Origin of the sequence: Streptomyces umbrinus (assembly GCF_030817415.1) — a bacterium.
Classification (GTDB): domain Bacteria; phylum Actinomycetota; class Actinomycetes; order Streptomycetales; family Streptomycetaceae; genus Streptomyces; species Streptomyces umbrinus_A.
Genome location: NZ_JAUSZI010000002.1, coordinates 1,929,264 through 1,953,481 on the forward strand (window position 1 = coordinate 1,929,264; position 24,218 = coordinate 1,953,481).

Below are 24,218 nucleotides of genomic sequence, written 5' to 3' on the forward strand. Positions count from 1 at the left end.
CGCGCTTCTCGGCCAGGCCGGAGTCCAACAGAGCCTGGAGCGTGAGGTGCCCCCAGGTCTGACAGCCGAACATGACGACCCGCATCGTCGATCCTCTCCTAGGACACACCATTGCAAGGTAAGGCTAACCTTATTTAACATCAGTGGCGCCTAGGGGAAGGAAAGTTGCGGTGAACGCACTGCATGACGAGCCGGACGCCATCCTTGACGTGCTCGGTATAGGTTTCGGGCCGTCCAAATCTCGCACTGGCCATTGCGGTTGAGGAACACAACGCCCAAGTCGCTCCGGAGCACCGGATCCGCGCGGGATTCCTGGAACGCCAGCCATCGTTCGGCTGGCACCGGGGAATGCTCATCGAAGACGCCACGATGCAGGTGTCCTTTCTCAAGGACCTGGTCACCATGCGCAACCCGACCAGCGACTTCAGCTTCCTGTGTTTCCTGCGGGAGCGGGGCAGGATGGTGGACTTCCTCAACGCGAAGACGCTGTTCCCTTTGCGGATCGAGTTCCACGAGTACTTCGAGTGGGCCGCCGCCCGGGTGGCCCACCTCGTCGACTACTCCGACGAGGTCGTGTCGGTCGACCCGGTGACCGGACCCGACGGGGAGGTCCGCTGGCTGGACGTGGTCAGCCGCGTGCCCGGCGCCCCCGAGCGGACCGTCACCCGAAGGGCCCGGAACATCTCGGTGGCCGTCGGCCTGGAGCCGCACCTGCCACCGGACACGGCCCTGTCCGACCGCATCTGGCACAACAGCCAACTCGTCCCGCGCGTACGTGAGTTGAACGAATCCGGTACCCCGGTGGGCCGTGTCCTGGTGCTCGGCGCGGGCCAGAGCGCGGCCGAGGCCGTGGACTATCTGCACCAGTCCTTCCCCGAGTCGGAGATCTGCGCGATCTTCGCCAAGTACGGGTACACGCCCGCCGACGACAGCCCGTTCGCCAACCGGATCTTCGACCCGGAGGCCGTGGACGTCTACTTCCGCTCCAAACCGGAGGTGAAGCAGTCCCTGGTCGACTACCACCGCAGCACCAACTACTCGGTGGTGGACATGGATCTCATCGAGTCGCTGTACGCGACCATGTACCGCGAGAAGGTGCAGGGCCGTGAGCGGCTGCGCCTGCGCAACGTGTCCCGCATCCGGGACGTACGCAGTCTCGACGACCACCTGGAGGTCACCGTCGAGTATCTCCCCACCGGAGAACGGGAGGTGCTCTCCGCGGACCTGCTCGTCCACGCGACCGGCTACCGCCCCAGGGATCTCGACACCCTCCTGGGCAGAACCGCGAAACTCTGCCTGCGGGACGACAAGGACGCCGTGCGCGTCGGGCGCGATCACCGTGTCGAGCTCACTCCCGACGTCACGGCAGGCATCTATCTGCAGGGCGCGACCGAGCACACGCACGGACTCACCTCGACCCTGCTGTCCACCACGGCGGTCCGGTCCGGCGAGATCCTCGACTCCCTGCTCGCCCATCGCACGGCCGACCTGGCGGACGGCCTCACCGCGCGAGCCGGCTGAGAGCCCCCGACGGCCGGGTGGGACGGCACGGATCCACGTGCCGTCCCACCTGCAGGGCCGCCGCCGGTTCCACGTTCCCTCACCGGCAGCGCCTATTAACTTAAGGTAGCCTCACCTAACTTTTCCGCGTTCGATCCCGGAGGGATACGGGTGAGTCCTTCATGTCCGACGGGGCGGGACGTCCTGCGGGAATCGGTCAGGGGGCAGCGGCGGGACGTCGCCCTCGGCTCGCTCCTCGGCTCCGGGCACCAGTTGGGCGAGGCGCTGGTTCCGGTCCTCATCGGCCTGGTCATCGACCGGGCCGTCACCAGGTCCGACACCGGCGCCCTCGTCCTGTGGCTCGGCGTCCTCGCCGTGGTCTACGTGGCGCTGGCACTGAGCTGGCGCTTCGGCGCCTGGTCCGGCGACCGCTCCGCCGTACGGGCCGAACACGCCCTGCGCATCGCCCTCGTACAGCGGGTACTGCATCCCGGCGGCGGGGCCGAGGAAGGCCGGCTGCCCGGCGCCCTTGCCAACATCGCCACCGAGGACGCCAAGCGCGTCGGCGCCGTCAACATGGCGGTCATGTACGGGATTTCGGCCCTGGTCGGCATCCTCACCACCGCCGTCGTCCTGCTGCGTACGTCGGTGACGCTCGGCCTGGTCGTCCTGCTCGGCACACCCGTGCTGCTCTGGCTCGGACATCTGCTGAGCAAGCCGCTGGAGACCCGCAGCGAGGCCGAGCAGGAGCGCGCGGCGCACGCCTCGGCCGTCGCCGCCGACCTGGTGGCCGGACTGCGCATCCTCAAGGGCATCGGCGGCGAGTCGACGGCCATCGCCCGCTACCGCACCACCAGCCGCGACTCGCTGCAGGCCACCCTCAAGGCCGCTCGCGCACAGGCCTTCCAGAACGGCATGGTGATCTCGCTCACGGGCTGACTGATCGCCCTCGTCGCGCTGGTCGGCGGGCGGCTGGCCGCGCAGGGCAGCATCAGCCTGGGCCAGTTGGTGTCGGCGGTGGGGCTCGCGCTCTTCCTGCTCGGACCGCTTCAGGTACTCGCGTGGGTCAACGCCGGGCTCGCCCAGGGACGCGCCTCGGCCACCCGGATCGCGGAGCTGCTGGCGACCCCGCACACCGTCACGGCCGGAGACCGGAGCCTGGCCCAGCCGGTGCGCGGCGCCGTGCGGCTGACCGGCGTCAGTCACGGCGGCCTGCGCGAGGTGGACCTGGACATCGCGTCCGGCGAACTGCTCGGCGTGGTCGCGACCGACCCCGCGCACGCCACCGACCTCCTGCGCTGCCTGGCCCGGCGGGCCGACCCCGACAGCGGCACGGTCGAGCTGGACGGCGTGCCCCTGCGGGACCTGGACCCGGCCGAGTTGCGTACGGCGATGCTGGTGGCCGAGCACGACGCGGACCTCTTCGAGGGCACGGTCCGCAACAACGTCACCGCCGTCGCCCCCGGCTCCGCCGATCCCGAGCCCGCGATGACCGCGGCCGGGATGGCACAGGTCGCCGGGACTCTCCCCGACGGCGAGGACACGGCGGTCAGTGAACGCGGCCGCTCGCTCTCGGGCGGACAGCGCCAACGGGTCGCCCTGGCCCGTGCGTTGGCGGCCGACCGGCCCGTCCTGGTGATCCACGATCCGACCACCGCGGTCGACGCGGTGACCGAGGCGGGCATCGCGTCCGGCATCCGGGAGATCCGCAAGGGCCGCACCACGGTCCTCGTGACCACGAGTCCCGCGCTGCTCTCCGTCACCGACCGGGTGGTGCTGCTCGACGACGGCCGGGTCACGGACACCGCCCCGCACGCCGGCCTCATAGCCCGTCACGAGACCTACCGCGCGGCGGTGCTGGCATGAGCGACTCCCCCAGCACACCACACACGGGCCCGACCGGCGCGGTCCCCGACGACGGCTCGGAGCGCGACTTCGGCTCGGAGCCCGCCGGCCGCGAGCTGCTGCCCACCGCGCCCCCGTCACGCACCCGTGCCGCGGTCCGCGAACTCGTCCGTCCGCGCCGGGGCCTGACGGTCGCCGGCTTCGCGACGATGATCGTGGCCACCGGTGTGGGCCTGCTGGTCCAGCCGCTCCTTGGCCGCATCGTGGACATCGTCGCCGACCACCGTCCGCCGGGAGACATCACCCTCCCGGTCGTCCTGCTGGTCCTGGTCGCCCTCACCCAGGGCGCGACCACCGCGCTGGGCCTGTCCCTCGTCTCCCGGCTCGGCGAGACCGTACTGGCGCGGCTGCGCGAACGGTTCGTGGAGAAGGCGCTGCGGCTGCCCCTGGAACAGGTCGAGAAGGCTGGCGCCGGAGACCTCACCGCGCGGGTCACCCGTGACGTGTCGGTGGTGGGCGAGGCGGTACGCGACGCGCTGCCCGAACTGGCCCGCTCCGTGCTGGCCATCGCACTGACCCTGGCCGCGATGGCGGCCCTGGACTGGCGGTTCTTCCTCGCCGCGCTCATCACGGTGCCCGTCCAGGCCTCCACCGCGCGGTGGTACGTACGCAACGCCGTGCCGCTCTACGCCCGGCAGCGGATCGCCACCGGGTCACAGCAACAGCAGCTCCTGGACACCATCGCGGGCGCCGGCACCGTACGGGCGTTCCGGCTGGAGGAGGAGCACACCGAGCGGGTGACCCGGCGGTCGTCGGCGGCGGTCGAACTGACGCTGCGTGGCGTGCGGCTGGTGCTGGACTTCTACAACCGGCTGCACATCGCCGAGTACGCGGGGCTCGCGGCCGTCCTCGTCACCGGGTTCCTGCTCGTGCGCGGCGGGTCGGTGTCCATCGGCACGGCGACAGCCGCCGCGCTCTACTTCCACAGCCTGTTCACGCCGGTCAACGCGGCGCTGGTCCTCCTGGACGACGCACAGTCGGCGACCGCGGCGCTGGCCCGTCTGGTCGGAGTCGCCGACCAGACGTCGCCCGAAGCGGAGAAGCCCGAACCGGAGAAGCAGGCCCACGAGTCGCGGCCCCGGACCACGGAGGCGGGCGGCACGGTCACCGTGACGGGCATCCATCACGCGTACGAGCCGGGCCGCCCCGTCCTGCACGACGTGAACCTCACACTGCGGGCAGGCGAGCGGGTGGCCCTGGTCGGCCCGAGCGGCGCGGGCAAGACCACCCTCGCCAAGCTCATCGCGGGCGTGCACAGTCCGACGGCCGGCTCGGTGCGGGTGACGACGAACGGCGCTCGGGAGTCCGGCGACGGGGTGCCGGTCGCGCTCGTCACCCAGGAGACGCACGTCTTCGCCGGGCCGCTCGCGGACGATCTGCGCCTGGCGCGGGCGGACGCCACGGACGACGAACTGCGCACGGCACTGACCCCGGTGGCCGCTCTCGACTGGGTCGAGGCACTGCCGGAGGGCCTGGGCACAGTCGTCGGCGAGGGCGGACACCGCCTCACCTCCGCGCAGGTCCAGCAACTCGCCCTGGCGCGGCTCATGCTGGCCGATCCGCCGGTGGCCGTGCTGGACGAGGCGACGGCCGAGGCCGGGAGCACCGGTGCCCGTCTTCTGGAGCAGGCGGCGGACCGGGCGGTGGACGGCCGTACCGCGCTCGTCGTCGCGCACCGCCTCACCCAGGCCGCCACCGCGGACCGGATCGTCGTCATGGACGGCGGCCGGATCGTGGAGAGCGGCACCCACGACGAGCTGTGCACAGCGGCCGGCGTCTACGCCTCCCTGTGGGAGGCGTGGTCCGGCACCCGCACCACGGCCGACCAGACCCCCACGCACCACCGCCCTGACACCACCACCCTGAAGGACCACTGATGCCCGGCTCTTCCAGAAGAGGCACACGCCTCGTCGCGGCGCTCGCGTCGGCACTCCTCCTCTTCACCACCGCCGCGGCCTGCGGCTCCGAGGACGACAGCTCCGAGGCGGGCCCGGACTCGTCCACGTCCGCGAACGGCGCCTTCCCGGTGACCATCGCCCACAAGTACGGCAGCACCACCGTCAAGTCCGAGCCGAAGCGGATCGTCACGGTCGGGCTGACCGACCAGGACCCCGTGCTCGCGCTGGGCAAGGTGCCCGTCGCCACCACCCAGTGGCTCGGCGACTACAAGGGCGCCATCGGCCCCTGGGCCGCCGGCAAACTGGGCGGCGCCGAGGCTCCGACCGTGCTGAAGGACACCGGCACGGGCCCGCGGACGGAGAAGATCGCAGCTCTCCGGCCCGATCTGATCCTCGCGGTCTACAGCGGTCTGACGAAGGACCAGTACACGACCCTGTCGAAGTTCGCCCCGGTCGTGGCCCAGCCGAAGGAGTACAACGACTTCGGTGTGCCGTGGCAGAAGCAGACCGAGACCATCGGCAAGGCACTCGGCCGGGAGAGCAAGGCCAAGGACCTGGTCAAGGGCGTCCAGGACGACATCGCGGCCACGGCCGAGGACAATCCGGAGTTCGCCGAGTCCACCGGCGTGATGGCGACCCCGTACGAGGGCATCTTCGTCTACGGCAGCCAGGATCCGCGCTCGCGCATCCTGACCGACCTCGGCTTCGAGCTGCCGAAGGACCTGGACAAGGTCATCGGTGACGAGTTCGGGGCCAACATCAGCAAGGAGCGCACCGGCCTGCTGGACACCGACGCGATCGTGTGGATCGTCGGCGACACGGCCAAGGACGCGGCCACGCTCCACAAGAACGCCCTCTACGCCGACCTGAACGTGGTGAAGCAGGGGCGTGAGGTCTTCGTCAAGGAGTCGAGCGACTACGGCAACGCCGTCTCGTTCGTGTCGGTGCTGAGCCTGCCGTACATGCTGGAGCGTCTGGTCCCCCCGCTCGGCGCGGCGGTCGACGGCGACACGGCCACGAAGGTCACCGAGCCGACGTCCTGACGACGTCCGCGGGGAACCCGGCGGATGTATACAGAGGGCCGGGCCACGGGCGGACCGTGACCCCGGTCCTGCCGTGTCGCGCGTGTGACCTCGGCCCCGGCTGTGTCACGCGACACGCTCGCTACTGGAGACGCTGAAAGTATGATCAACCAATGTCTGACATGACCGAAACCACGCCCGGCTGGCTCCCACACGACGAACTGGAGCAGGCGCGCGCACGCATGCCGATCCTGTACGTGGAGGCCGTACCTGTCCGCGTCGACGACAGCGGCGAAGTCACCAGCATCGGACTGCTGCTCCGCATCGGGTCGGACGGGACGGTCAGCCGCGCGCTCGTCTCCGGCCGGGTGCTGCACCACGAGCGGGTGCGGGACGCCCTGCTGCGCCACCTGGAGAAGGACCTCGGCCCGGTCGCACTCCCCCGCGTGCCGGCCTCGCTGCAGCCCTTCACCGTCGCCGAGTACTTCCCGACGCTCGGGGTCACGCCGTTCCACGACCCCCGCCAGCACGCGGTGTCCCTCGCCTACATCGTCCCGGTGTCCGGTGACTGCCGCCCGCGGCAGGACGCTCTCGACCTGGTCTGGTTCAGCCCCGAGGAGGCCGCGTCGCCCGTGGTCATCAACGAGATGCCGGGCGGCACCGGAGCCCTCCTCAAGCAGGCCCTCGCGCACATCGGCCACCTGTCCTGACGACGGGCGCCCGTCCTGCCCCGGAGTTCTCAGAGTTCGAGAGCGACGAACCCGTCCGGCTCGTCCGGTGCCGGGGCGGTCACGGTGTAGCCGAAGCGATCCTTCAGGCCCGTGACGTCCCACAGCGCCGCACGGTCGCGGTAGTTGAAGACGAGTTCCTTCTCGGCTCCGCCGTGCTTGAGGATCCGGGCGATCGCGATCTCGTTGGGGTGGTCGTGCCGCGCGCCGCTGGTCGATATCAGGTAGCGGTCGCAGTCGATCAGGTCGAGCAGTTCGTTCGAGAGGTTGTGGTCGCTGCCGTGGTGGGCGACCTTGAGGAGGTCGACGTGCATCCGTCCGCCCTCCGCCTCGGCCCGGGGCCGTATCGACGCCACGAGCCGGCGGTCGTCGGCGTCACCGGTGAGGACGACCCGCTTGTCCTCGAACTCGAAGAGCAGACCGATGCTCGACACGTTCGTCTTCGACGTGTCGGGCTTGAACACCGACGCGGCCAGCCGGTCCACGTTCACGCCGCCGAAGTGCTCGAAGCCCGGGACCGGGGCGTTCTCCTCGGGATCCCGGCCGGGGATCAGACCGTGTCTGGCGCATTCCGCGGTCCAGGCCGGCGCCAGCTTCTCCAACTGCCTGCGGTCGGGTGAGAGCACGTCCATCGTGGATCCGTCGTCGAACCACGCCAGTTCCCGGCCGACCTCGACACTGCGTCCGCCGAACGCGTCGTTCCACGGCACCTTCTGTTCCAGCAGGACGCTGGTGAGCTTCTCCCCGTCCTGGGCGCCGAACCCCTCGGTGTCGAGGAGGTGGTCGAAGCCGTTGAACCACACGTCCCCGAACTCCACCGACCGGTCGAGGTCGTCCAGCAGGGCGAGCACGCCGAGGATGTGGTCCTGGTCGACATGGGTGACGACGAGGACGTCGACCTGACCGTCGAGCCCGGCGAGCGTGGGCTTGATCAGCGGATACGTGCCCGAGCGGCCGCCGTCGACGAGGATCCGGCGTACGAAGCCGCCGTCGCCGTACTCCAGGAGCAGGCAGTCGCCGTCCTCGCCGGGCATCATCGTGAACCGGATCATTGCTGTCTCCCTCGCAGAGCGACGATCACGAACGGCTCGCGCATGTCGACGCGCCACGACAGGCGGCGGGCCTGTTCGAGCCGCGCGGCGCACCCGGGGTCGTCGGGGAACTCGGAGAGCCCGTGGATGAGGCGGCTCAGCCCCAGGGTGAAGACGGGCACTCCGCGGTCGAAGGCCTCGACCAGGGCGTCCCGCGCCGCCTCCCGCTCCGGCTCGGTGTGGGCCCGGCGCAGATGCCGCATGGCCCACAGCAGGGATCCGTCGCTCAACCAGTCGAACTCGTGCCGCAGCCGGGACAGCCAAGGGTCCCAGCGGTGCGGCCGCTCGGTCAGCTCGCTGCCGACGAGTACATAGGCGCCCGCCACCGCCGCGAGCGGGTTGGTCATCCTGCCGTCGTAGAGCATGGTCTCCGCGTCCCTGACCAGCGTCGCCGCCGCGTCGAAGGCGCCCCGGGCCATGTACGCCAGGGCGGGCCCCACCCGGCTGTCCCGTACGGACACCGAGACGGCGCTGCCGGTCGGGCTCTGCCGTTCGTTGACGAGGACCTCGACCTGCGCGTCACCCCAGGGGGCGGGCAGGGTGACGACGTACTCGGTGCCGGCCAGCGAGACGACCAGGAACTGGCGTGGACCCAGGGGCACGTCGAGCGTGCGGCCGCCCCGCTCGTCGACCGGGCCGTGCTCGCCGAAGCGGTACAGCCGGGCGGCGGCGTCGCCCAGTTCGAGACTGGCGACGGTGTGCGGTTCGGAGCGGGCGATCTCGAACGGGACCAGTTGCTTCGCGGGCCCGTCGGTCAGCCGGAGCATCGACGGGAACTGCCAGCTCGTCGGCTTCGGGTCGCCGACCCAGGCCGCGTGTCCGGGTTCGATGAACGCGCCGCGCTCCCAGGTCCCGGACCGCGAGCCCAGGGAGCGGGGTACGGGAATCGTGAGCCCGTCGTGGTAGGCCCCGTAGGACTCGATGTTGCCCATCAGGTGCTGCCAGGAGTGCGACTCGAAGGGCGAGGCCGCCGGGCGGAGCGTCACCTGCATCTCCTCGCCGTCCGCCACCTCGGCGTCCTTGGAGAGCACGACCCCGGAGGGCAGTGTGGCGGACACGATGTAGTGGCCGGGGTCGACCTCGAACCGCGCCGGAGGTGCCGTGGTCCCGCAGGGGAAGAGGACGGCGCGGTGACCCGGGCCGCTGCCCTCGGACGGGTAGATGTTGCCGACCACCTTCGCCCCGTCGGCGAGGTCGGCTTCGTGGAGGCTCAGCTCGACGTTCACGCTCAGGCCCGCGCTCATGGCTTCTCCAACTTCACGCGGCGGAACACCGGACGTACGGTGACGGACTTCGTCCGCACGTCCTGGTCGCCGAGTCTGGCCTCGAAGTCGTAGTCCCCGAAGCGCAGTTCGATGGCCCACTCCCTCTGGGGGTCCTCGCCGTCGACGTCGCCCGCGGCCCGATGCAGCCGTTCGAGACCGTCTTCACGGCAGACGAACTCGGCCTCGGCGTTGTCCTCGGCGGGATCGCAGCCGACGTACACCGGGACGACCGGCGGGCCGTCCAGCTGATGGAGGACGAACACGGGCAGTTCGCCGACCGAGGGGACCTGGACGCCCGCGACCGCCCCGGCGAACCGCGGCTGACGCATGAAGTGGTCGATGGCCTTCAGCAGGTCGGAGGTGTCGACCCGCCAGTCGCCCTCGGGATCGTCGCTCGCGGCGCCGGAGAAGCTCTTCAGCAGGGCCTCGGTGAACAGGCTCACCTGACCGGGCCGCGCGTGCGAGCGGTCGCCGGACAGGGTGGCGTAGTACGGGATGTGGAAGCGGCGGGGGAGATCGAGGGGCCGCGTCCCCGCGCCGAGCGGCGAGCGCCCCGCGAACCGGGCGCCCGAACGCTCGATGAGGACATCGGAGTTGGACCGGCAGGCGTCGACGAAGAACACCTGCTCGCTCGCCTTGCACCGCTTGAGGCCGTTCATCAGGCCCGCGAAGTCCAGTGCGCTGTTGAGGGGGTTGTGCTCGTCGGCGAAGATGTCCGCGGCCAGGAGCGCCATGTCGTCGCCCTGCGAGACGCCGTGGCCGCAGAAGTAGAAGACGAGCCGGTTGTCGACATGGCTGTCGCCGCGGTCGTACCACTGGGTGACCGCCGTGAGGATGTTGTCGATGGTGGCGGTCTCGACCTGGTGGGCCTGCTGGGTGCGGGGGTTCACGAACGGGGCCGGCGTCTCCTCGCTGAGCAGCAGGGCGACGCTGCCGAGCGGTCGCCCGGGGTCGTGGTACTCGGCCAGCAGCCAGGTCGCGAGCGTACGGGCGGAGATGGGCGGCGAACTGAGCTGCCGCATTCCGTCGGAATCGGCGACCGGTGCCTCGCCACCGGCGAGGTGGGGATACTTGCCGACGCCGATGACCAGTGCGTGGGTGCACGGAGAACCGGCGTGCTCATCGAGGTGGACCACGGAACCGGCCATGGATCCTCCGGAACCCCTACTACCGCGCCGGAGCATGCCCGAAGGCAGCATTTTCCCTATTATATTCCTGAGACATCCAATGTGTCCCGATATATCAGCAGTGACCGTGTTCCTCGGTGAACGTGAGGCCCCCCATGGCCAAGAATCTCGTCGTCTGTCTGGACGGCACGGGCAATCAGTTGAAGGCGAAAGGGAACACCAATGTCGTCCGGCTCTACGAAATGCTGGACCTCACCGATCCCGCCCGGCAGATCGCCTATTACGACCCCGGTGTCGGCACGTTCTCTGCCGCGGGTGCCTGGACACCTGTGGGCCGGCATCTGTCGAAACTCCTCGGTCTCGCCTTCGGCTCCGGAATGCGGACCAACCTCGCCGAGGCCTACACCTATCTGATGCGGCACTACCAACCGGGCGACCGCATCTACGTGTTCGGCTTCAGCCGCGGCGCCTACACGGCCCGTGCCCTGGTGGGCATGCTCAAGGCGGTCGGTCTGATGCGGCCCGGCATGGAGAACCTCGTCCCGTACGCCGTGTCCGTCTACGCGAGGAACAAGGACTGGACGCGGGAGGACTGGGACCAACTCCACCGATTCGCGGGCGCGTTCAGCAACGCGGTCGACGGGCGGGTCGGCATCCGCGTCGAGTACCTGGGGATCTGGGACTCCGTGAAGGCCGCGGGCCTCCTGCGCTGGAACCTGCGCTGGCCGTACACCCGTCAGGCTCCGAACGTCCGCCGCATCCGCCACGCCGTGTCCATCGACGAGAAGCGCAGGCCCTACCGCGAGTACCTCGTCACCCCCGCCGACGGGGACAGGAAGCGGGCCGCCGTGCCGTCGACGGTCGAGCAGGTGTGGTTCGCCGGGGTCCATTCCGACATCGGCGGAACCTTCGACGACGATCCCCGGCTCCCCACGATCGCCCTCAAGTGGGTCGTGGACGGCGCCCTCGAAGCGCGGGACGGCGAGCCCGATGCGCGTCTCCTCCTGAAGCCCCGGGCCTACGAGCGCGAGGTGACCCTCGTGCCCGAGGACGCCCTGGGCAAGGTGCACCGGATGGGCTGGATCTGGGCTCTGCTCACCTACCGGCGTCGCGGACTCCCCCAGGGCGCGCACGTGCACGAGAGCGTCCGCGCGCGGTTGGAGAAGGACGCCGCCTACGCGGACCGGATCCCGCCGACGGCCCTCTGGGCGGACGCCGGCTGGCTCACTGCCCGGGAGTGACCCTCCTGGCTCACCGCCCGGCAGTGATCCCCACAGGTTCACCGCCCGCAGTGCCCCCCCACCCACAGGGCGGTGTAGGTACGCCCCCATGGGCTCGCCAGATATCTTGCCCGTCCGCAGGATGTGATGGCCTCTCAGGAAGGTGTCCGTGACCTGGGCGGTCAGCTCGAAGCCCTCGAACGGGGTGTACTCCTGCGCCGACTCGGACTCGGCGGCGCGCACGGTCCAGGTACGGTCCGGGTCGACCAGGGCGATGTCGGCGTCGAAGCCGGGTGCGAGGGTTCCCTTGGTGCGCAGCCCGTAGCGGCGGGCCGGGTTCCAGGAGGTCAGCGCCGAGATCCGGCCCAGGGACAGGCCGCGCCTGGTGCCCTCGGTGATCAGGCCGGGGAGGAGGTACTCGGCTCCGCCGAAACCCCGACCTGGCGAGGAACACGTCGTCCTTGGGCTCGCCGAACTTCGCCTCCTCGCGGCAGCACGCGTGATCGCTGACGACCCGGTCGCCGGTGCCGTCGAGCACGTACTCCCACAGCGCTTCGACGTCGTCGCGGGGCCGCAGCGGCGGGTTGACCTTGCCGCCGAGGCCGTGCGCGGTGGTGATGTCGGCAAGCAGATGTCCGACGGTGACCTCGCGTCGGAAGTCGATGTGCGGGAACGCCCGGCTCATCCGCACGGCCGCGTCCACCGCCTTGCGGGACGACAGATGCAGCAGGTTGATCGTCGGCAGCCCGGTCTCGTGCGCGAGGTAGGCGGCGACGGAGACCGCGAGCCCCTCGGAGTGCGGCGGCCGGGAGGCGCTGTAGGCGGCGAGCCCGGTCAGCTCGCCCGCCTCCTCGACCAGCTTGGTGTACGCGGTCATGATCTCGGCGGTCTCGCAGTGCAGGGACAGGAAGATCTCGTCGGCGAGTTCGGGAAACCGCTCGCGGGCGGCCTGTACCCCGCGCATCACGAACTCGAAGTGCGCGTAGTCGTACCGCTCGTCCTCGGGGATCATCAGGAACGCGTTCTGGTCGGCCGATCTGCCGTGCGGACCATGACTGCCGTAGAACATGAACACCTTGAACGAGGTGACGCCGAACCGCTCGATCAGCTCGGGCACCCGTGCCGTGCAAGGGGTCGCCTTCGTCGCTCATCTCACTGCTCCGGCTTCGCCTCGGACAGGACTGTGCAAGGACGTGCAGCGACGGTGGCAGACCCTCAGCATGTCGGAGGGAAACAGATCGCGAAAGAACGCAACAGGGGCCCCGGGGGGGGGCGAACCGCCTCCCGGGACCCCTCAACTCCCTCCGGACCCTTCGAACTCTCCGAACCGTTCGGCCGGAACCGCCGGGAGGGTCAGCCGATCTCGACGAGCAGGTCGCCGCCCTCCACCTGCTGGATCTTGTTGATGGCCAGCCTGGACACCGTTCCGGCCTTCGAGGCGGTGACCGCGGCCTCCATCTTCATGGCCTCGATGGTGGCCACCGTGGCACCGGCCGCCACCTCGTCACCCTCGGCGACCGCGAGCGTCACGACTCCGGCGAACGGCGCCGCGACATGGCCTGGGTTGGCCCGGTCGGCCTTCTCCGTCGCCGGGACGTCGGAGGCCACCGAGGTGTCGCGCACCTGGATGGGCCGCAACTGGCCGTTCAGGGCGGACATCACCGTACGCATACCGCGTTCGTCGGCCTCGCCCACGGCCTCCAGCTCGATGAGCAGCCGCACACCCTGTTCGAGGTCGACCGCGTACTCCTTCCCGGGGCGCAGCCCGTAGAAGAAGTCCTTGCTGTCCAGCACGCTGGTGTCGCCGTAGGTCTGGCGGTGTGTCTCGAACTCACGCGTCGGGCCGGGGAACAGCAGCCGGTTGAGTGTCGCCCGGCGCTCCTTCACCAGCCCCTCGCGGTCGTCCGCGGTCAGTTCCTCGACGGGCTTGGGGGCGGCGCGGCCCTCCAGTGCCTTGGTGCGGAACGGCTCGGGCCAGCCGCCGGGCGGGTTGCCCAGTTCGCCGCGGAGGAAGCCGATGACGGAGTCGGGGATGTCGAACCTGTTCGGCGTCGCCTCGAAGTCCGTCGGCGACACGCCGGCGCCCACCAGGTGGAGAGCCAGGTCACCGACCACCTTCGACGAAGGGGTGACCTTCACCAGATGGCCGAGGATGCGGTCGGCGGCGGCGTACATCGCCTCGATCTCCTCGAAGCGGTCGCCGAGGCCGAGCGCGACCGCCTGGGTGCGCAGGTTGGAGAGCTGCCCGCCGGGGATCTCGTGGTGGTAGACCCGCCCGGTCGGCGCGGCAAGCCCCGCCTCGAAGGGCGCGTAGATCTTGCGGACGCTCTCCCAGTAAGGCTCCAGGTCGCCCACGGCTTGGAGGCTGAGCCCGGTGGACCGCTCGGTGTAGTCGGTCGCGGCCACGATGCCCGACAGCGAGGGCTGCGAAGTGGTGCCCGCCATCGAGGCCACCGCGCCGTCGACCGCGTCCGCACCGGCCTGGATCGCGGCGAGGTAGGTGGCGAGCTGACCGCCCGCGGTGTCATGGGTGTGGATGTGCACCGGCAGCTCGAACTCGCGGCGCAGCGCCGACACGAGGGTCGCGGCGGCCGGGGCGCGCAGCAGGCCCGCCATGTCCTTGACGGCGAGGACGTGGGCCCCCGCCTCGACGATCTGTTCGGCGAGGCGGAGGTAGTAGTCCAGGGTGTAGAGCCGCTCGGACGGGTCGGACAGGTCGGAGGTGTAGCAGAGGGCGACCTCGGCGATCGCCGTTCCCGTCTCGCGTACGGCGTCGATCGCAGGGCGCATCTGCCCGACGTCGTTCAGCGCGTCGAAGATCCTGAAGATGTCGATGCCGGTCGCCGCGGCCTCCTGGACGAAGGCGTCGGTCACCTCGGTCGGGTACGGCGTGTATCCCACGGTGTTGCGGCCACGCAGCAGCATTTGCAGACAGATGTTCGGCACGGCCTCGCGGAGTGCGGCCAGGCGTTCCCAGGGGTCCTCTGCGAGAAAGCGGAGCGCGACGTCGTAGGTGGCGCCGCCCCAGCACTCCAGGGACAGCAGCTCGGGCAGGGTCCGCGCCACGACGGGCGCGACGGCGAGCATGTCCTTGGTACGGACCCGGGTGGCGAGGAGCGACTGGTGGGCGTCGCGGAACGTGGTGTCGGTGACGCCGATGGCCGGTGACTCGCGCAGCCACCGGGCGAAGCCCTCGGGGCCGAGTTCGACGAGCCGCTGCCGGGACCCGGCGGGCGGCTCCGTGGCCGACACGGACGGGACCTTGGTGACGGGGTCGCTCAGCTCGGGCCGCTCACCGTGCGGCTTGTTCACCGTGATGTCGGCGAGGTAGGTGAGCAGCTTCGTACCGCGGTCGGCGGAGTGGCGGGCGGTGAGGAGGTGCGGACGCTTCTCGATGAACGACGTCGTGACCTGGCCGGCCCGGAAGTCCGGGTCGTCCAGCACCGCTTGCAGGAAGGGGATGTTGGTGGCCACGCCGCGGATGCGGAACTCGGCCACAGCACGCCGGGCCCGGCCGATCGCGGTGCCGAAGTCGCGTCCCCGGCAGGTGAGCTTGACCAGCATCGAGTCGAAGTGCGCGCTGATGTCCGTACCGGCGTGGGTGGTTCCGCCGTCCAGCCGGATACCGGAGCCGCCGGGTGAGCGGTAGGCGCTGATCCTGCCGGTGTCGGGGCGGAAGCCGTTGGCCGGGTCCTCGGTGGTGATCCGGCACTGGAGTGCGGCGCCGTGCAGGGTGACGGTCTCCTGCGAGAGTCCGAGGTCGGCCAGCGTCTGGCCGGAGGCGATACGCAGCTGCGACTGCACGAGGTCGACGTCGGTGACCTCCTCGGTCACCGTGTGCTCGACCTGGATGCGCGGGTTCATCTCGATGAAGTGGTAGTTGCCCTCGCGGTCGAGGAGGAACTCCACGGTGCCCGCGTTGCGGTAGCCGATCTCCCGGGCGAACCGTACGGCGTCGGCGCAGATCCGGTCGCGCAGCTCGGGGTCGAGGTTCGGCGCCGGGGCGAGCTCGATCACCTTCTGGTGGCGGCGCTGCACCGAACAGTCGCGCTCGAAGAGGTGGATGACATTGCCCTCCCCGTCCGCGAGGATCTGCACCTCGATGTGGCGGGGTTCGACGACGGCCTTCTCCAGGAAGACCGTGGAGTCGCCGAACGCGGACGCCGCCTCGCGGGACGCCGCCTCGATGGACTCGCGGAGCTGGGCGGGCTCCTCGACCCGCCGCATGCCACGCCCGCCACCGCCCGCGACGGCCTTGACGAAGACCGGGAAGCCGATGTCCTCGGCGGCGCGGACGAGTTCGTCCACGTCGGTGGAGGGTTCCGAGGAGCCGAGCACCGGTACGCCGGCCGCACGGGCGGCGGCCACCGCGCGCGCCTTGTTGCCGGTCAGCTCCAGCGTGTCCGCGCTCGGGCCGACGAAGGTGATGCCGGCCTCCTCGCAGGCGCGCGCCAGGTCGGGGTTCTCGGACAGGAAGCCGTATCCCGGGTAGACCGCGTCCGCTCCCGCCCGCTGCGCCGCGCGGACGATCTCCTCGACGGAGAGGTAGGCCCGCACCGGGTGTCCCGGCTCCCCGATCTCATAAGCCTCGTCCGCCTTCAACCGGTGCAGTGAATTGCGATCCTCGTGCGGGAAGACGGCCACGGTCCTCGCGCCCAGCTCATAGCCGGCGCGGAACGCGCGAATAGCGATCTCACCACGGTTGGCGACCAGCACCTTGCGGAACATTTGGATCCCTTCAGCCTGCCCGGTGACGCGCACCATCGTGTCGGCCCCGCCCGCCCCGCGCCATGTGAGCCGGGCCACTCGTCCGGGCGCCTCCGGCCCGCGGAGCAGCCGGGTACCCGGCCAAGACCTCCACTGGCCGGCCTCGCGGGCCACCGACGAACTCCTTGAGCGGTCGGGCGGCTACCCAGTTACGGGGTGCACAGTCACGCGGGCCCGAAGATGGGATCGACCCCGGTCAGGTCGCGGCTGGCCTCCCACAGACGTGCCGCGGCGTCCCGGTCGGCCAGCCGGTCGCCGACCGGTTCGAGTCTGGGCACGCCTCGCAGGCCGAACACCCGGGGCCCCCACAGCTGCCCGCCGCTCACGGACGGGTCGAGAACGGCCCGTACGGCAGGCCACGCGGCGTGCTCCTTGCCCTGGACGAGCAGACCGGCGGGCAGGCCTCGCAGCCGTTCACCGGTGGTGCGCCGGTGCACATCCGCGCGTTCGGGAGTCAGGGAGTCCAGCGCGCCGCCGGGGTGGGTCACCACGCTCGACACGGTGCTCGCGGCGGCCCGCAGCCGGCGGTCGAGCTCGAAGCCGAAGAGCATCTGCGCGAGTTTGGAGCGGGAGTAGGTGCGCTTGGGCTGGTAGTCCCGGGTGCTCTGCAGGTCGGCGAGGTCCAGCCGCACGGACTTGCCCGTGAAGCTTCCGGTGGTGACGACGCGGCCGGCGGGCGCGGCCGCCAGCAGGGGCGCGAGCCATGCCGTCAGCGCGAAGTGCCCGAGGTGGTTGATGCCGAACATCCACTCGTTGCCGTCCGCGGTCTCCCGGCGCTCCGGCTCTTCGATCAGGACCCCGGCGTTGTGGACCACCGCGTCCAGGCTGTCCATCTCCAGCGCGTCCACACAGGCCCGCAGTGAGGGCAGGTCGGCGAGGTCCAGCCTCAGATGACGTACGCGGGCGTCGGGGACACGGGAGCGGATGGAGACCATGGCCGCTTCGGCCCTGGCCGCGTCGCGGCTGCCGAGCACCACCGTGGCGCCGGTGCCGGCGAGCTGCTCGGCGACGAAGTACCCGATGCCCGCGTTGCCGCCGGTGACCAGGAAGGTCTTGCCGTCGGCACGCGGGGGCCGGTGAACGGACCACGGCAGGGACTGGACTGCGGACGGCATGGCAGGCTCCTTGCGTTCGGGACGGTCTGGCTGTGTTTGTGGGGGGCCGTGCGTTCATGGCCGATGCCCACATCCCCAAGATCCCGGCGGCCTCCGACAGATCACCGACAGATGCCGTCCGTCGCCGACAGGCTGGCGACACGGCTGCCCATCCGCAGCCGGACCGTTGACGAGACCCTGGACAATCCTCGAAGGCGGGGCCGGACCCGCGTCGCTGAGAGGCAGGAGACGTCCATGACCGTTCTCGACTCCCCGATCCCGCGCTTCCACCTGGCCATGCCGGTCGACGACCTGGCGGCCGCCCGCCGTTTCTACGGTGAGGTGCTTGGCCTGGAGCAGGGCCGCAGCTCGGACACCTGGGTGGACTGGAACCTGCACGGCCACCAGTTCGTCACGCACCTCTCGCCGGAGCGCGCCCAGCGCATACACAACCCGGTCGACGGCCACGACGTACCCGTGCCGCACTTCGGGCTGGTCCTCACGGTCCCCGCGTTCCAGCAGCTGGCGGACCGGCTGCGCGCGGCGGACGCAGAGTTCGTCATCGAGCCCTACGTCCGCTTCCAGGGGCAGACCGGCGAGCAGTGGACGATGTTCCTCCTCGACCCGGCCGGCAACGCCCTGGAGTTCAAGGCGTTCGCCGACGACTCCCAGGTCTTCGCCGCCTGACGCGCGACCGGCTCGCGTTCAGCGCAGGTCGGCCCGGGCGGGGCTGCCGTCGAGAGGGTCGTCGAGGGGGTCGATGGCGTCCTCGTCGAGGAAGCCGCCCGACTGGTGCTGCCACAGCTTCGCGTACGCGCCCTCCGACGCGAGCAGCTCCTGGTGCGTGCCCTGCTCGATGATCCGTCCGCGGTCGAGGACGACGAGTCGGTCCATGGTGGCGACCGTGCTCAGCCGGTGCGCCACCACGAGCGCCGTCCGCCCCTCCATGAGCCGCCACAGCGCCTCCTGGACGAGGATCTCGCTCTCGGAGTCCAGCGCGCTGGTTGCCTCGTCGAGCAGCAGGATCGGCGCGTCGCGCAGGATCGCCCTCGCGAGAGCGACCCGCTGGCGCTGTCCGCCGGACAGCTTCACACCGCGCTCGCCCACCATGGTGTCGAAGCCGTCCGGCAGCGCGTCGGCGAACTCCGCGACGTGCGCCGCCTCGGCCGCCCGGCGGATCTCGGCGTCGGTGGCGTCCGGCCGGGCGAACGCGATGTTCTCCCGCAGCGTGCGGTGGAACATCGCCGGGTCCTGCGGTACGTAGGCGATCAGACCGCGCAGGTCGGCCTGGCGCAGCCTGCTGATGTCCTGGCCACCGATCAGGATCCGGCCGGCGTCGATGTCCGTCATCCTCAGCAGCAGCCGGGTGAGCGTGGTCTTGCCGCCGCCGGACCGTCCGACGAGGCCGATCTTCGTCCCACTGGGCACGGCCAGGTCGAGGTCCTCGAAGAGCGGCTCCGCGCCCCCGTGGGCGAAGGTCACCTGCTCGAAGCGGACGTCGGCGGCCCCGGGCAGCGGCGCCGGTGTCGCCGGGTCGAGCACGGTCGGCGGCGCCAGCAGCAGTTCGGTGAACTGCGAGGCCTCCGTCATCGCGCTCTCCAGGCGGCGGTAGATCTGGTTGAACTCGAACATGATCCGCGTCGCGTTCGTGTAGTACGTGAAGGCGACCACGACCGCCTCCACGCCGAGCCGCCCCCCGCCGAGCGCGACCGCGAGCAACAGGCCGAGCGCGTTGGTCAGTACGGACATGGGCGCGACCAGCGTGTCGATGCGCAGGTTGCCGTAGTCCCACGACCTCAGCGTGAGCCGCCGCGACTGCGCGACGCGGGAGCGGTGCTCGGCCGCCTCCCGTTCCTCGGCCGCGAACGCCCGGACCGTGTCCATGTTCATCAGGCTGTCGGCGACGTGGCCCGCCACCCTGGCGATCGCCTCCTCGCGCTTGTCGACGAGCGCCTGACGGCGACGGATGAGGGGCACCACGAGCAGCGCCGTGAACGCGATCATCGTCAACAGGCCCACAACGAGCAGCGGTTCATAGCGCCACAGCACCACCGACCCGAACACGAGCGGCACCAGACTGGCCACGACCTGGAACGTCAGGGTGTCGACGAACTCCTCGAAGCGGGAGGCGAAGCTCAGCACCCGCTTGGTCAGCGCCCCGGCGAAGTTGTCGTGGAAGAACGCCGCGTCCTTGGCGAAGAGCTCGTCCATGCCGACCACGTACAGCCGCTCGATACCGCGGGCGGCAAGGCGGTTCAGACAGTGCAGGCCGATGCGCCACAGTATTTCCGCGAGCAGCAGGGCACCGGCGAAGCCGAGAACGTACGGCAGCGTCGAGCCGAGGTCGATACCGGCGTCACCGGCGATGCGGCCGACGAGCTTCGCGACGATCAGCGGCGCAATGTAGTTGATGCCGATGTTGCCCAGTGCGGGCATCAGCATCGCGGGTACCGTCAGCCACCGTAACCGGGCCAACTCCCGTCCGTAGTACCGGAGTGCCAGGAGCACCGAGCCCCTGCTCCGCGGAACCTCTCGCGATTCGGGCGATTCCATTCCAACCCTGTGGTGTTGTGTGCCAACTGGAACCGAATCGTCCCGCGACGGCACCCCCCGAGTCCAAGCGTTTTTCTCAGCCATTGGCCCGCCCCTACCGGTGCGCCCCCGTACGCCCGCGTGCGCGCCGGTACGCCCGGGTGGCCGCCCCCTCCCCGCCACCGGGACGGGTCAGGTACACACGGCACGCGCGGAATGGACCACTGCAGAATGTTTTCACCACGGGCACAGAATTACTTCGCGTTCTCCTCAATTGCGTTCCGCCTGCCGCGATTTATCCACCGGGCCGGGCCACGGGATTGCCTCGCCAATTGGCGGGCATAATTGCGTGCGAATCTCAGCCCGGCCGGTTGAATGGCCGTATCGACACCGCTCGTTCATCCGGGTACGACACGAAGAAGGACCAGCCCAGTGATACCCAGCTCAACCCGAAACGATCATCTGCCGGTCTACGAGAGCCTGGTGCGTGAGCGCGGTGACGTCGTGGAGGAAGCCCGCGCGGTGGCCGAGCAGACGCAGCGCCAGATGCCCGAGGCACTCAACGGACACGAAGCGGTTCAACCGGAGCACGGCCCCCGGTGAGCCCGCTCCGGCCGGGCGCAGTACACCGCCGTAACCCACAGACCCCCCGGAGAACCCGCGCAGGAGTCTCACACGGACTGCACACAGTCCCTCGAAAGCCTCGTTAGCGTTGCTGGCCGCTCGATCCCACGTACGAACGTGTCCGGGCCGCGGCCCGGAGGGTCGACGGTGCGTCAACCCAGGAAGACCCCAGATGGACTACTGCTCCTCCTGCCGCCGGCATCTCAATGGCGCCCTGGTGTGTCCAGGGTGCGGTGCCTACGCCCCGGACATCGCCCCGATCACCGCCGGCGGTCACACCGTCCCGGCCACCTCGACGGGGGCGGGCACACCGCCCGCACGGGATGCCGCCCCGGCGGACACATGGCACGACGACCGGCCGCACGCCACGGCCGGCGGGGCAGCGATCACGGCGGCCATGAGCGAGCACCCGCGGACCGGTCCGGGCAACGACCTCGTACCCGTGCCGTCCGCCCCTCAGGGACGGGCGGCACGGCGTCGCCAGCGGGCCCGCTGGAAGAAGAACCAGCGCCGGGCCGTGGTGGCGACCGCCGTCGCACTCGTCGGAGGCGGCCTGACGGTGTCCGTGATGGACCAGCAGTCCGGTGACCGGGCACAGGCGGCCACGGCGCCCGAGTCCACGGGCACGGATACGGACATCGCCGAGAAGCCGTCGACGCCGTACACGCCGCCGAGCAGGACGCGGCCCGACTCGGGCGCCTCCTCCCCCACGTCCTCCGCGCCCGAGCGCCCCAGCCGGCAGCGCACCGCCGCCCCGCCCCAGAGCACGCCCTCGAACCTGCGACCCGACTCGGCCGCCCCGCCGCGCGGTACGACGACCGAGGAGTCGGCCCCTCAGCCGCAGACGACCTCCCCGTCCGCGGAGGACACGGCCTCCGACCGCAACGAGGCGCAGCCCAGCCAGACGCCCACGCCCTCTGCCACCGAGCCGAGTTCGCAGCCGCCGCAGACGAGCCCCGCGCCGACCGCGACCTCGCCGTCGCAGATATGCCTGCTCGTGGTGTGCCTCGGCTGACGGCGTCGAGTTCACCGGCGAACCGACCGCTCTCGGCTCCTGTCGACGTAGTCTTCGGCCGTGGCCGAGAGCGAACTGATGCGCCTTCCCGACATGCCGCTGCACGATCCGTTCGTCGTCGCCGACCCGAAGACGCGCGCCTACCACCTCTACACGTCCAACGACCCTTCCGTGTCGGGCGTGGACGGCACCGGCACGATGGTCTACCGCAGCGAGGGCCTGCGCGACTGGACGCGTCCCGTCGTGGTCTTCCTGGCCGCCGAGCAGCAGGAACTCTGGGCGGCCGACGGCGGATGGGCGCCGGAGGTCCACGAATGGGGCGGCAGGTACTACCTGTTCACCACGCTGCACAACCAGGACAGACCGATTCCGGTTCCTCCGCCGAACCAGTGGGGTGTGCCGTTCCAGATCCCGGCCCACATGCGCGGCACGATCACGGCCGTTTCCGACTCGCTGCTGGGCCCCTTCACCGTCGTCGACCCGTCACGCCCCACCCCACCCGAAAATCTCATGACCCTCGACGGCACGCTCCACGTCGACCCGTCCGGACAGCCCTGGATGGTGTACGCGCACGAGTGGCTGCAGACCATCGACGGAACCATGGAGGCGATCCGCCTGGCCCCGGACCTGACCCGGACGATCGGCGAACCGGTCCTCCTGTTCAAGGCCTCGGACGCGTCCTGGATCACCGAGCAGATCCCCGCCGGCCTGCCGAACCAGCTCCCGCCCTACGTCACCGACGGCCCCCAGCTCCACCGCACCCCTGACGGGTCCCTGCTCATGCTGTGGTCGACGTACGAGAAGAACGTGGTCGGCCGGGACGGGTCCATCAGCGGCGGCTATGTGCAGACCTACGCCACCTCCAGGTCCGGCAGCATCACAGGGCCGTGGCGGCAGCACCGGCCACTGGTCCGCGACGACAGCGGCCACGGCATGCTGTTCCACACCTTCGACGACCGGCTGATGATGATCCTCCACCGCCCCTTCGAGAACGCACGGGGCAAGCTGTACGAGATGGAACTCAGCGGCCACGAGCTGCGCGTGCTCCGCCGACGCGCCGACCTCGACGGCGGCGGCTGACACCGCGCGGCGTCCGGATTCGGCGGGCCGAGGCGCAGGAACCCCGCGGCGTCGGTGGCGTGACCGATCAGCCCAGGTCGAGCAGTTCCTCGTGGAAGCCGCCGAACCCGCGCTCCTGGTCGACGAGATGGATCTCCAGGATCCAGTGGCAGCGGCGCCCGGCCTTGTCGGTGCGCCGCATCGGGGTGTCGTTGCCCGGCGCGATGTACGACTCCACGTCCGCGCCGTCGATCCACTCGTGCGGGAACTCGCCGACCAGGTGCCCGGCGTGCCAGCCGCCCAGCTCCCACCCGGCGTCGGTGGCGAGCCGCTCGACCTCGGCGTACAGCCGCTTGCCGGTGATGCCGGTCTCGCTCTCGAAGAACCGCTGCCCGGCCGCGAAGATCTTCGGCAGGTCGTCCTTCAGCCGCCGCTTGACCGGATCGTCGCCCAGTACGAAGGTGCGCCCGAAGTCGGCCTCGTACTCCTCGAAGATGGGTCCGAAGTCGGCGAACACGATGTCGTCCGCGTCGATCGCACGGTCCGGCGGGTTCTCCCGGTACGGCTTCAGCGTGTTGGGGCCGGAGCGCACGATCCGCTTGTGCCAGTGCCGGGTCGTGCCGAACATCTCGTTCGCCAGATCCCGGACCCGGTCGCTGACCGCCCGCTCCCGCTGCCCCGGCGCGACGAGCCCGCGCTCCTCGATCTCCGCGAAGAGCCGCTCGGCCTTCGCCTGAGCGTCCAGCAGTCGCGCCCCGCGCGTGGGTTCGTCGTCCGCCATGCGCCCGACCGTAGGCGGGTGAATCTTCGTCCGGCAACCGGATTCATCACGGCGACCGCCTCCCGGACGACCGTACCCGGGCGCCCGTCTCGTACAAACGCACATTCCAGGCCTGCTAATCAATGATCCGGCTCATGCAATGAGACAGTGGGCTTTCGCCTTGCATATGCGGCAGTATCATCGGCGCATGCACACCTACCGGATCGGGGACGCCGCCGCCCTGCTCGGTGTCAGCGCCGACACCGTGAGGCGCCTGGTCGACGGTGGGAGACTCGCCGCCGAACGCGACGGGACGGGCCGCCGGATCATCCCGGGGCCGGTCCTCGCCGCCTGTGCCCGGCAGTTGCACCGCACGGACCGGGAGAACGCCGGCTCCTCGGCCCGCAACCGCCTCTCCGGCATCGTCACGGACGTGATCCTCGGAGACGTGTCCGCGCAGGTGGAGATCCAGGCGGGGCCGTTCCGGGTGGTGTCCCTGGTCAGCCGCGAGTCGGCCGAGGAGTTGAAGCTGGAGCCCGGTGTTCCGGCGGTTGCCGTGATCAAGTCGACCAACGTGGTCGTCGAGAGACCGTAGAGGAGTCCCGCGGTGG

The 24,218-nt window shown here is 70.5% G+C and carries 16 protein-coding genes and 3 pseudogenes; 10 read left to right on the top strand and 9 right to left on the bottom strand.

Annotated elements, in window-relative coordinates:
- The first annotated feature begins 170 nt into the window (after positions 1-170).
- The 5 genes and pseudogenes from QF035_RS09220 to QF035_RS09240 all read left to right on the top strand — a co-directional run bounded on the left by QF035_RS09220 (position 171) and on the right by QF035_RS09240 (position 7,035).
- A pseudogene (locus tag QF035_RS09220) lies at positions 171-1,521 on the top strand (lysine N(6)-hydroxylase/L-ornithine N(5)-oxygenase family protein).
- A gap of 150 nt (positions 1,522-1,671) precedes the next feature.
- Positions 1,672-3,366: pseudogene (locus tag QF035_RS09225) on the top strand (ABC transporter ATP-binding protein).
- Positions 3,363-5,282, top strand: coding sequence for an ABC transporter ATP-binding protein (locus tag QF035_RS09230; protein WP_307519520.1), 1,920 nt, complete (start codon positions 3,363-3,365; stop codon positions 5,280-5,282). The pseudogene QF035_RS09225 and the gene QF035_RS09230 overlap by 4 nt, the downstream one beginning before the upstream one ends.
- Complete coding sequence (locus QF035_RS09235; RefSeq protein WP_307519521.1) at positions 5,282-6,346, top strand: iron-siderophore ABC transporter substrate-binding protein; 1,065 nt, start codon at positions 5,282-5,284, stop codon at positions 6,344-6,346. The genes QF035_RS09230 and QF035_RS09235 overlap by 1 nt, the downstream gene beginning before the upstream one ends.
- Positions 6,347-6,507: 161 nt before the next feature.
- Positions 6,508-7,035 carry an NUDIX hydrolase family protein gene (locus QF035_RS09240; protein WP_055612524.1) on the top strand — a complete coding sequence of 176 codons (528 nt, stop codon included), beginning with the start codon at positions 6,508-6,510 and terminating at the stop codon, positions 7,033-7,035.
- A gap of 29 nt (positions 7,036-7,064) precedes the next feature.
- Here QF035_RS09240 and QF035_RS09245 read toward each other — a convergent pair whose 3' ends face one another.
- Genes QF035_RS09245 through QF035_RS09255 form a run of 3 tightly spaced genes read right to left on the bottom strand, consistent with a single transcriptional unit; the run spans position 7,065 to position 10,557 of the window.
- On the bottom strand, positions 7,065-8,105 hold the full coding sequence (locus QF035_RS09245; protein WP_307519522.1) for a ComEC/Rec2 family competence protein: 1,041 nt from the start codon (positions 8,103-8,105) through the stop codon (positions 7,065-7,067).
- Entirely contained in the window at positions 8,102-9,388 is a 1,287-nt protein-coding gene (locus QF035_RS09250; protein WP_307519524.1) for a hypothetical protein, read from the bottom strand. The genes QF035_RS09245 and QF035_RS09250 overlap by 4 nt, the downstream gene beginning before the upstream one ends.
- Positions 9,385-10,557 (bottom strand): caspase family protein, encoded by a 1,173-nt coding sequence (locus QF035_RS09255; protein ID WP_307519525.1) that lies wholly within the window; start codon positions 10,555-10,557, stop codon positions 9,385-9,387. The genes QF035_RS09250 and QF035_RS09255 overlap by 4 nt, the downstream gene beginning before the upstream one ends.
- A 134-nt stretch (positions 10,558-10,691) precedes the next feature.
- Here QF035_RS09255 and QF035_RS09260 point away from each other — a divergent pair, with 134 nt between their 5' ends.
- Complete coding sequence (locus QF035_RS09260; protein ID WP_307519526.1) at positions 10,692-11,777, top strand: T6SS phospholipase effector Tle1-like catalytic domain-containing protein; 1,086 nt, start codon at positions 10,692-10,694, stop codon at positions 11,775-11,777.
- A gap of 186 nt (positions 11,778-11,963) precedes the next feature.
- Here QF035_RS09260 and QF035_RS09265 read toward each other — a convergent pair.
- The 3 genes and pseudogenes from QF035_RS09265 to QF035_RS09275 form a co-directional block, all read right to left on the bottom strand.
- A pseudogene (locus QF035_RS09265) lies at positions 11,964-12,383 on the bottom strand (amidohydrolase family protein); the annotation flags it as partial.
- 726 nt (positions 12,384-13,109) lie between these two features.
- Positions 13,110-16,484, bottom strand: coding sequence for a pyruvate carboxylase (locus tag QF035_RS09270; RefSeq protein WP_307531003.1), 3,375 nt, complete (start codon positions 16,482-16,484; stop codon positions 13,110-13,112).
- 203 nt (positions 16,485-16,687) lie between these two features.
- Positions 16,688-17,638, bottom strand: coding sequence for an SDR family NAD(P)-dependent oxidoreductase (locus QF035_RS09275; protein ID WP_307519527.1), 951 nt, complete (start codon positions 17,636-17,638; stop codon positions 16,688-16,690).
- A 234-nt stretch (positions 17,639-17,872) separates the two neighbouring features.
- Between QF035_RS09275 and QF035_RS09280 the strand changes: the two genes are divergently transcribed.
- Positions 17,873-18,304, top strand: coding sequence for a VOC family protein (locus QF035_RS09280; protein WP_307519528.1), 432 nt, complete (start codon positions 17,873-17,875; stop codon positions 18,302-18,304).
- Between the two features lie 18 nt (positions 18,305-18,322).
- Here the strand turns inward: QF035_RS09280 and QF035_RS09285 are convergent, their stop codons facing one another.
- Together QF035_RS09285 and QF035_RS09290 are read right to left on the bottom strand one after the other, a co-directional pair.
- On the bottom strand, positions 18,323-20,170 hold the full coding sequence (locus QF035_RS09285) for an ABC transporter ATP-binding protein (protein ID WP_307519529.1): 1,848 nt from the start codon (positions 20,168-20,170) through the stop codon (positions 18,323-18,325).
- Between the two features lie 423 nt (positions 20,171-20,593).
- The gene (locus tag QF035_RS09290) at positions 20,594-20,719 is read right to left on the bottom strand and encodes a hypothetical protein (RefSeq protein WP_307519530.1); all 126 of its coding nucleotides are present in this window, start codon (positions 20,717-20,719) and stop codon (positions 20,594-20,596) included.
- 226 nt (positions 20,720-20,945) lie between these two features.
- Here QF035_RS09290 and QF035_RS09295 point away from each other — a divergent pair, with 226 nt between their 5' ends.
- Both QF035_RS09295 and QF035_RS09300 read left to right on the top strand, forming a co-directional pair.
- Positions 20,946-21,788 carry an SCO2400 family protein gene (locus QF035_RS09295; protein WP_307519531.1) on the top strand — a complete coding sequence of 281 codons (843 nt, stop codon included), beginning with the start codon at positions 20,946-20,948 and terminating at the stop codon, positions 21,786-21,788.
- 78 nt (positions 21,789-21,866) lie between these two features.
- Positions 21,867-22,868 carry a glycoside hydrolase family 43 protein gene (locus QF035_RS09300; RefSeq protein ID WP_307531004.1) on the top strand — a complete coding sequence of 334 codons (1,002 nt, stop codon included), beginning with the start codon at positions 21,867-21,869 and terminating at the stop codon, positions 22,866-22,868.
- Between the two features lie 67 nt (positions 22,869-22,935).
- Here the strand turns inward: QF035_RS09300 and QF035_RS09305 are convergent, their stop codons facing one another.
- Complete coding sequence (locus QF035_RS09305; protein ID WP_307519532.1) at positions 22,936-23,628, bottom strand: M24 family metallopeptidase; 693 nt, start codon at positions 23,626-23,628, stop codon at positions 22,936-22,938.
- A gap of 187 nt (positions 23,629-23,815) precedes the next feature.
- On the opposite strand from QF035_RS09305, the gene QF035_RS09310 reads away from it, so the two are divergent.
- Positions 23,816-24,202: a TOBE domain-containing protein gene (locus tag QF035_RS09310; RefSeq protein WP_307519534.1), complete on the top strand. Its 387-nt coding sequence runs from the start codon at positions 23,816-23,818 to the stop codon at positions 24,200-24,202.
- The last annotated feature ends 16 nt before the right edge of the window (positions 24,203-24,218 follow it).

Coding starts and splice junctions, on each gene's coding strand:
- QF035_RS09230 (WP_307519520.1), top strand. CDS start 3,363: ATGAGCGACTCCCCCAGCACACCACACACGGGCCCGACCGGCGCGGTC.
- QF035_RS09235 (WP_307519521.1), top strand. CDS start 5,282: ATGCCCGGCTCTTCCAGAAGAGGCACACGCCTCGTCGCGGCGCTCGCG.
- QF035_RS09240 (WP_055612524.1), top strand. CDS start 6,508: ATGACCGAAACCACGCCCGGCTGGCTCCCACACGACGAACTGGAGCAG.
- QF035_RS09245 (WP_307519522.1), bottom strand. CDS start 8,105: ATGATCCGGTTCACGATGATGCCCGGCGAGGACGGCGACTGCCTGCTC.
- QF035_RS09250 (WP_307519524.1), bottom strand. CDS start 9,388: ATGAGCGCGGGCCTGAGCGTGAACGTCGAGCTGAGCCTCCACGAAGCC.
- QF035_RS09255 (WP_307519525.1), bottom strand. CDS start 10,557: ATGGCCGGTTCCGTGGTCCACCTCGATGAGCACGCCGGTTCTCCGTGC.
- QF035_RS09260 (WP_307519526.1), top strand. CDS start 10,692: ATGGCCAAGAATCTCGTCGTCTGTCTGGACGGCACGGGCAATCAGTTG.
- QF035_RS09270 (WP_307531003.1), bottom strand. CDS start 16,484: ATGTTCCGCAAGGTGCTGGTCGCCAACCGTGGTGAGATCGCTATTCGC.
- QF035_RS09275 (WP_307519527.1), bottom strand. CDS start 17,638: ATGCCGTCCGCAGTCCAGTCCCTGCCGTGGTCCGTTCACCGGCCCCCG.
- QF035_RS09280 (WP_307519528.1), top strand. CDS start 17,873: ATGACCGTTCTCGACTCCCCGATCCCGCGCTTCCACCTGGCCATGCCG.
- QF035_RS09285 (WP_307519529.1), bottom strand. CDS start 20,170: ATGGAATCGCCCGAATCGCGAGAGGTTCCGCGGAGCAGGGGCTCGGTG.
- QF035_RS09295 (WP_307519531.1), top strand. CDS start 20,946: ATGGACTACTGCTCCTCCTGCCGCCGGCATCTCAATGGCGCCCTGGTG.
- QF035_RS09300 (WP_307531004.1), top strand. CDS start 21,867: ATGCGCCTTCCCGACATGCCGCTGCACGATCCGTTCGTCGTCGCCGAC.
- QF035_RS09305 (WP_307519532.1), bottom strand. CDS start 23,628: ATGGCGGACGACGAACCCACGCGCGGGGCGCGACTGCTGGACGCTCAG.
- QF035_RS09310 (WP_307519534.1), top strand. CDS start 23,816: ATGCACACCTACCGGATCGGGGACGCCGCCGCCCTGCTCGGTGTCAGC.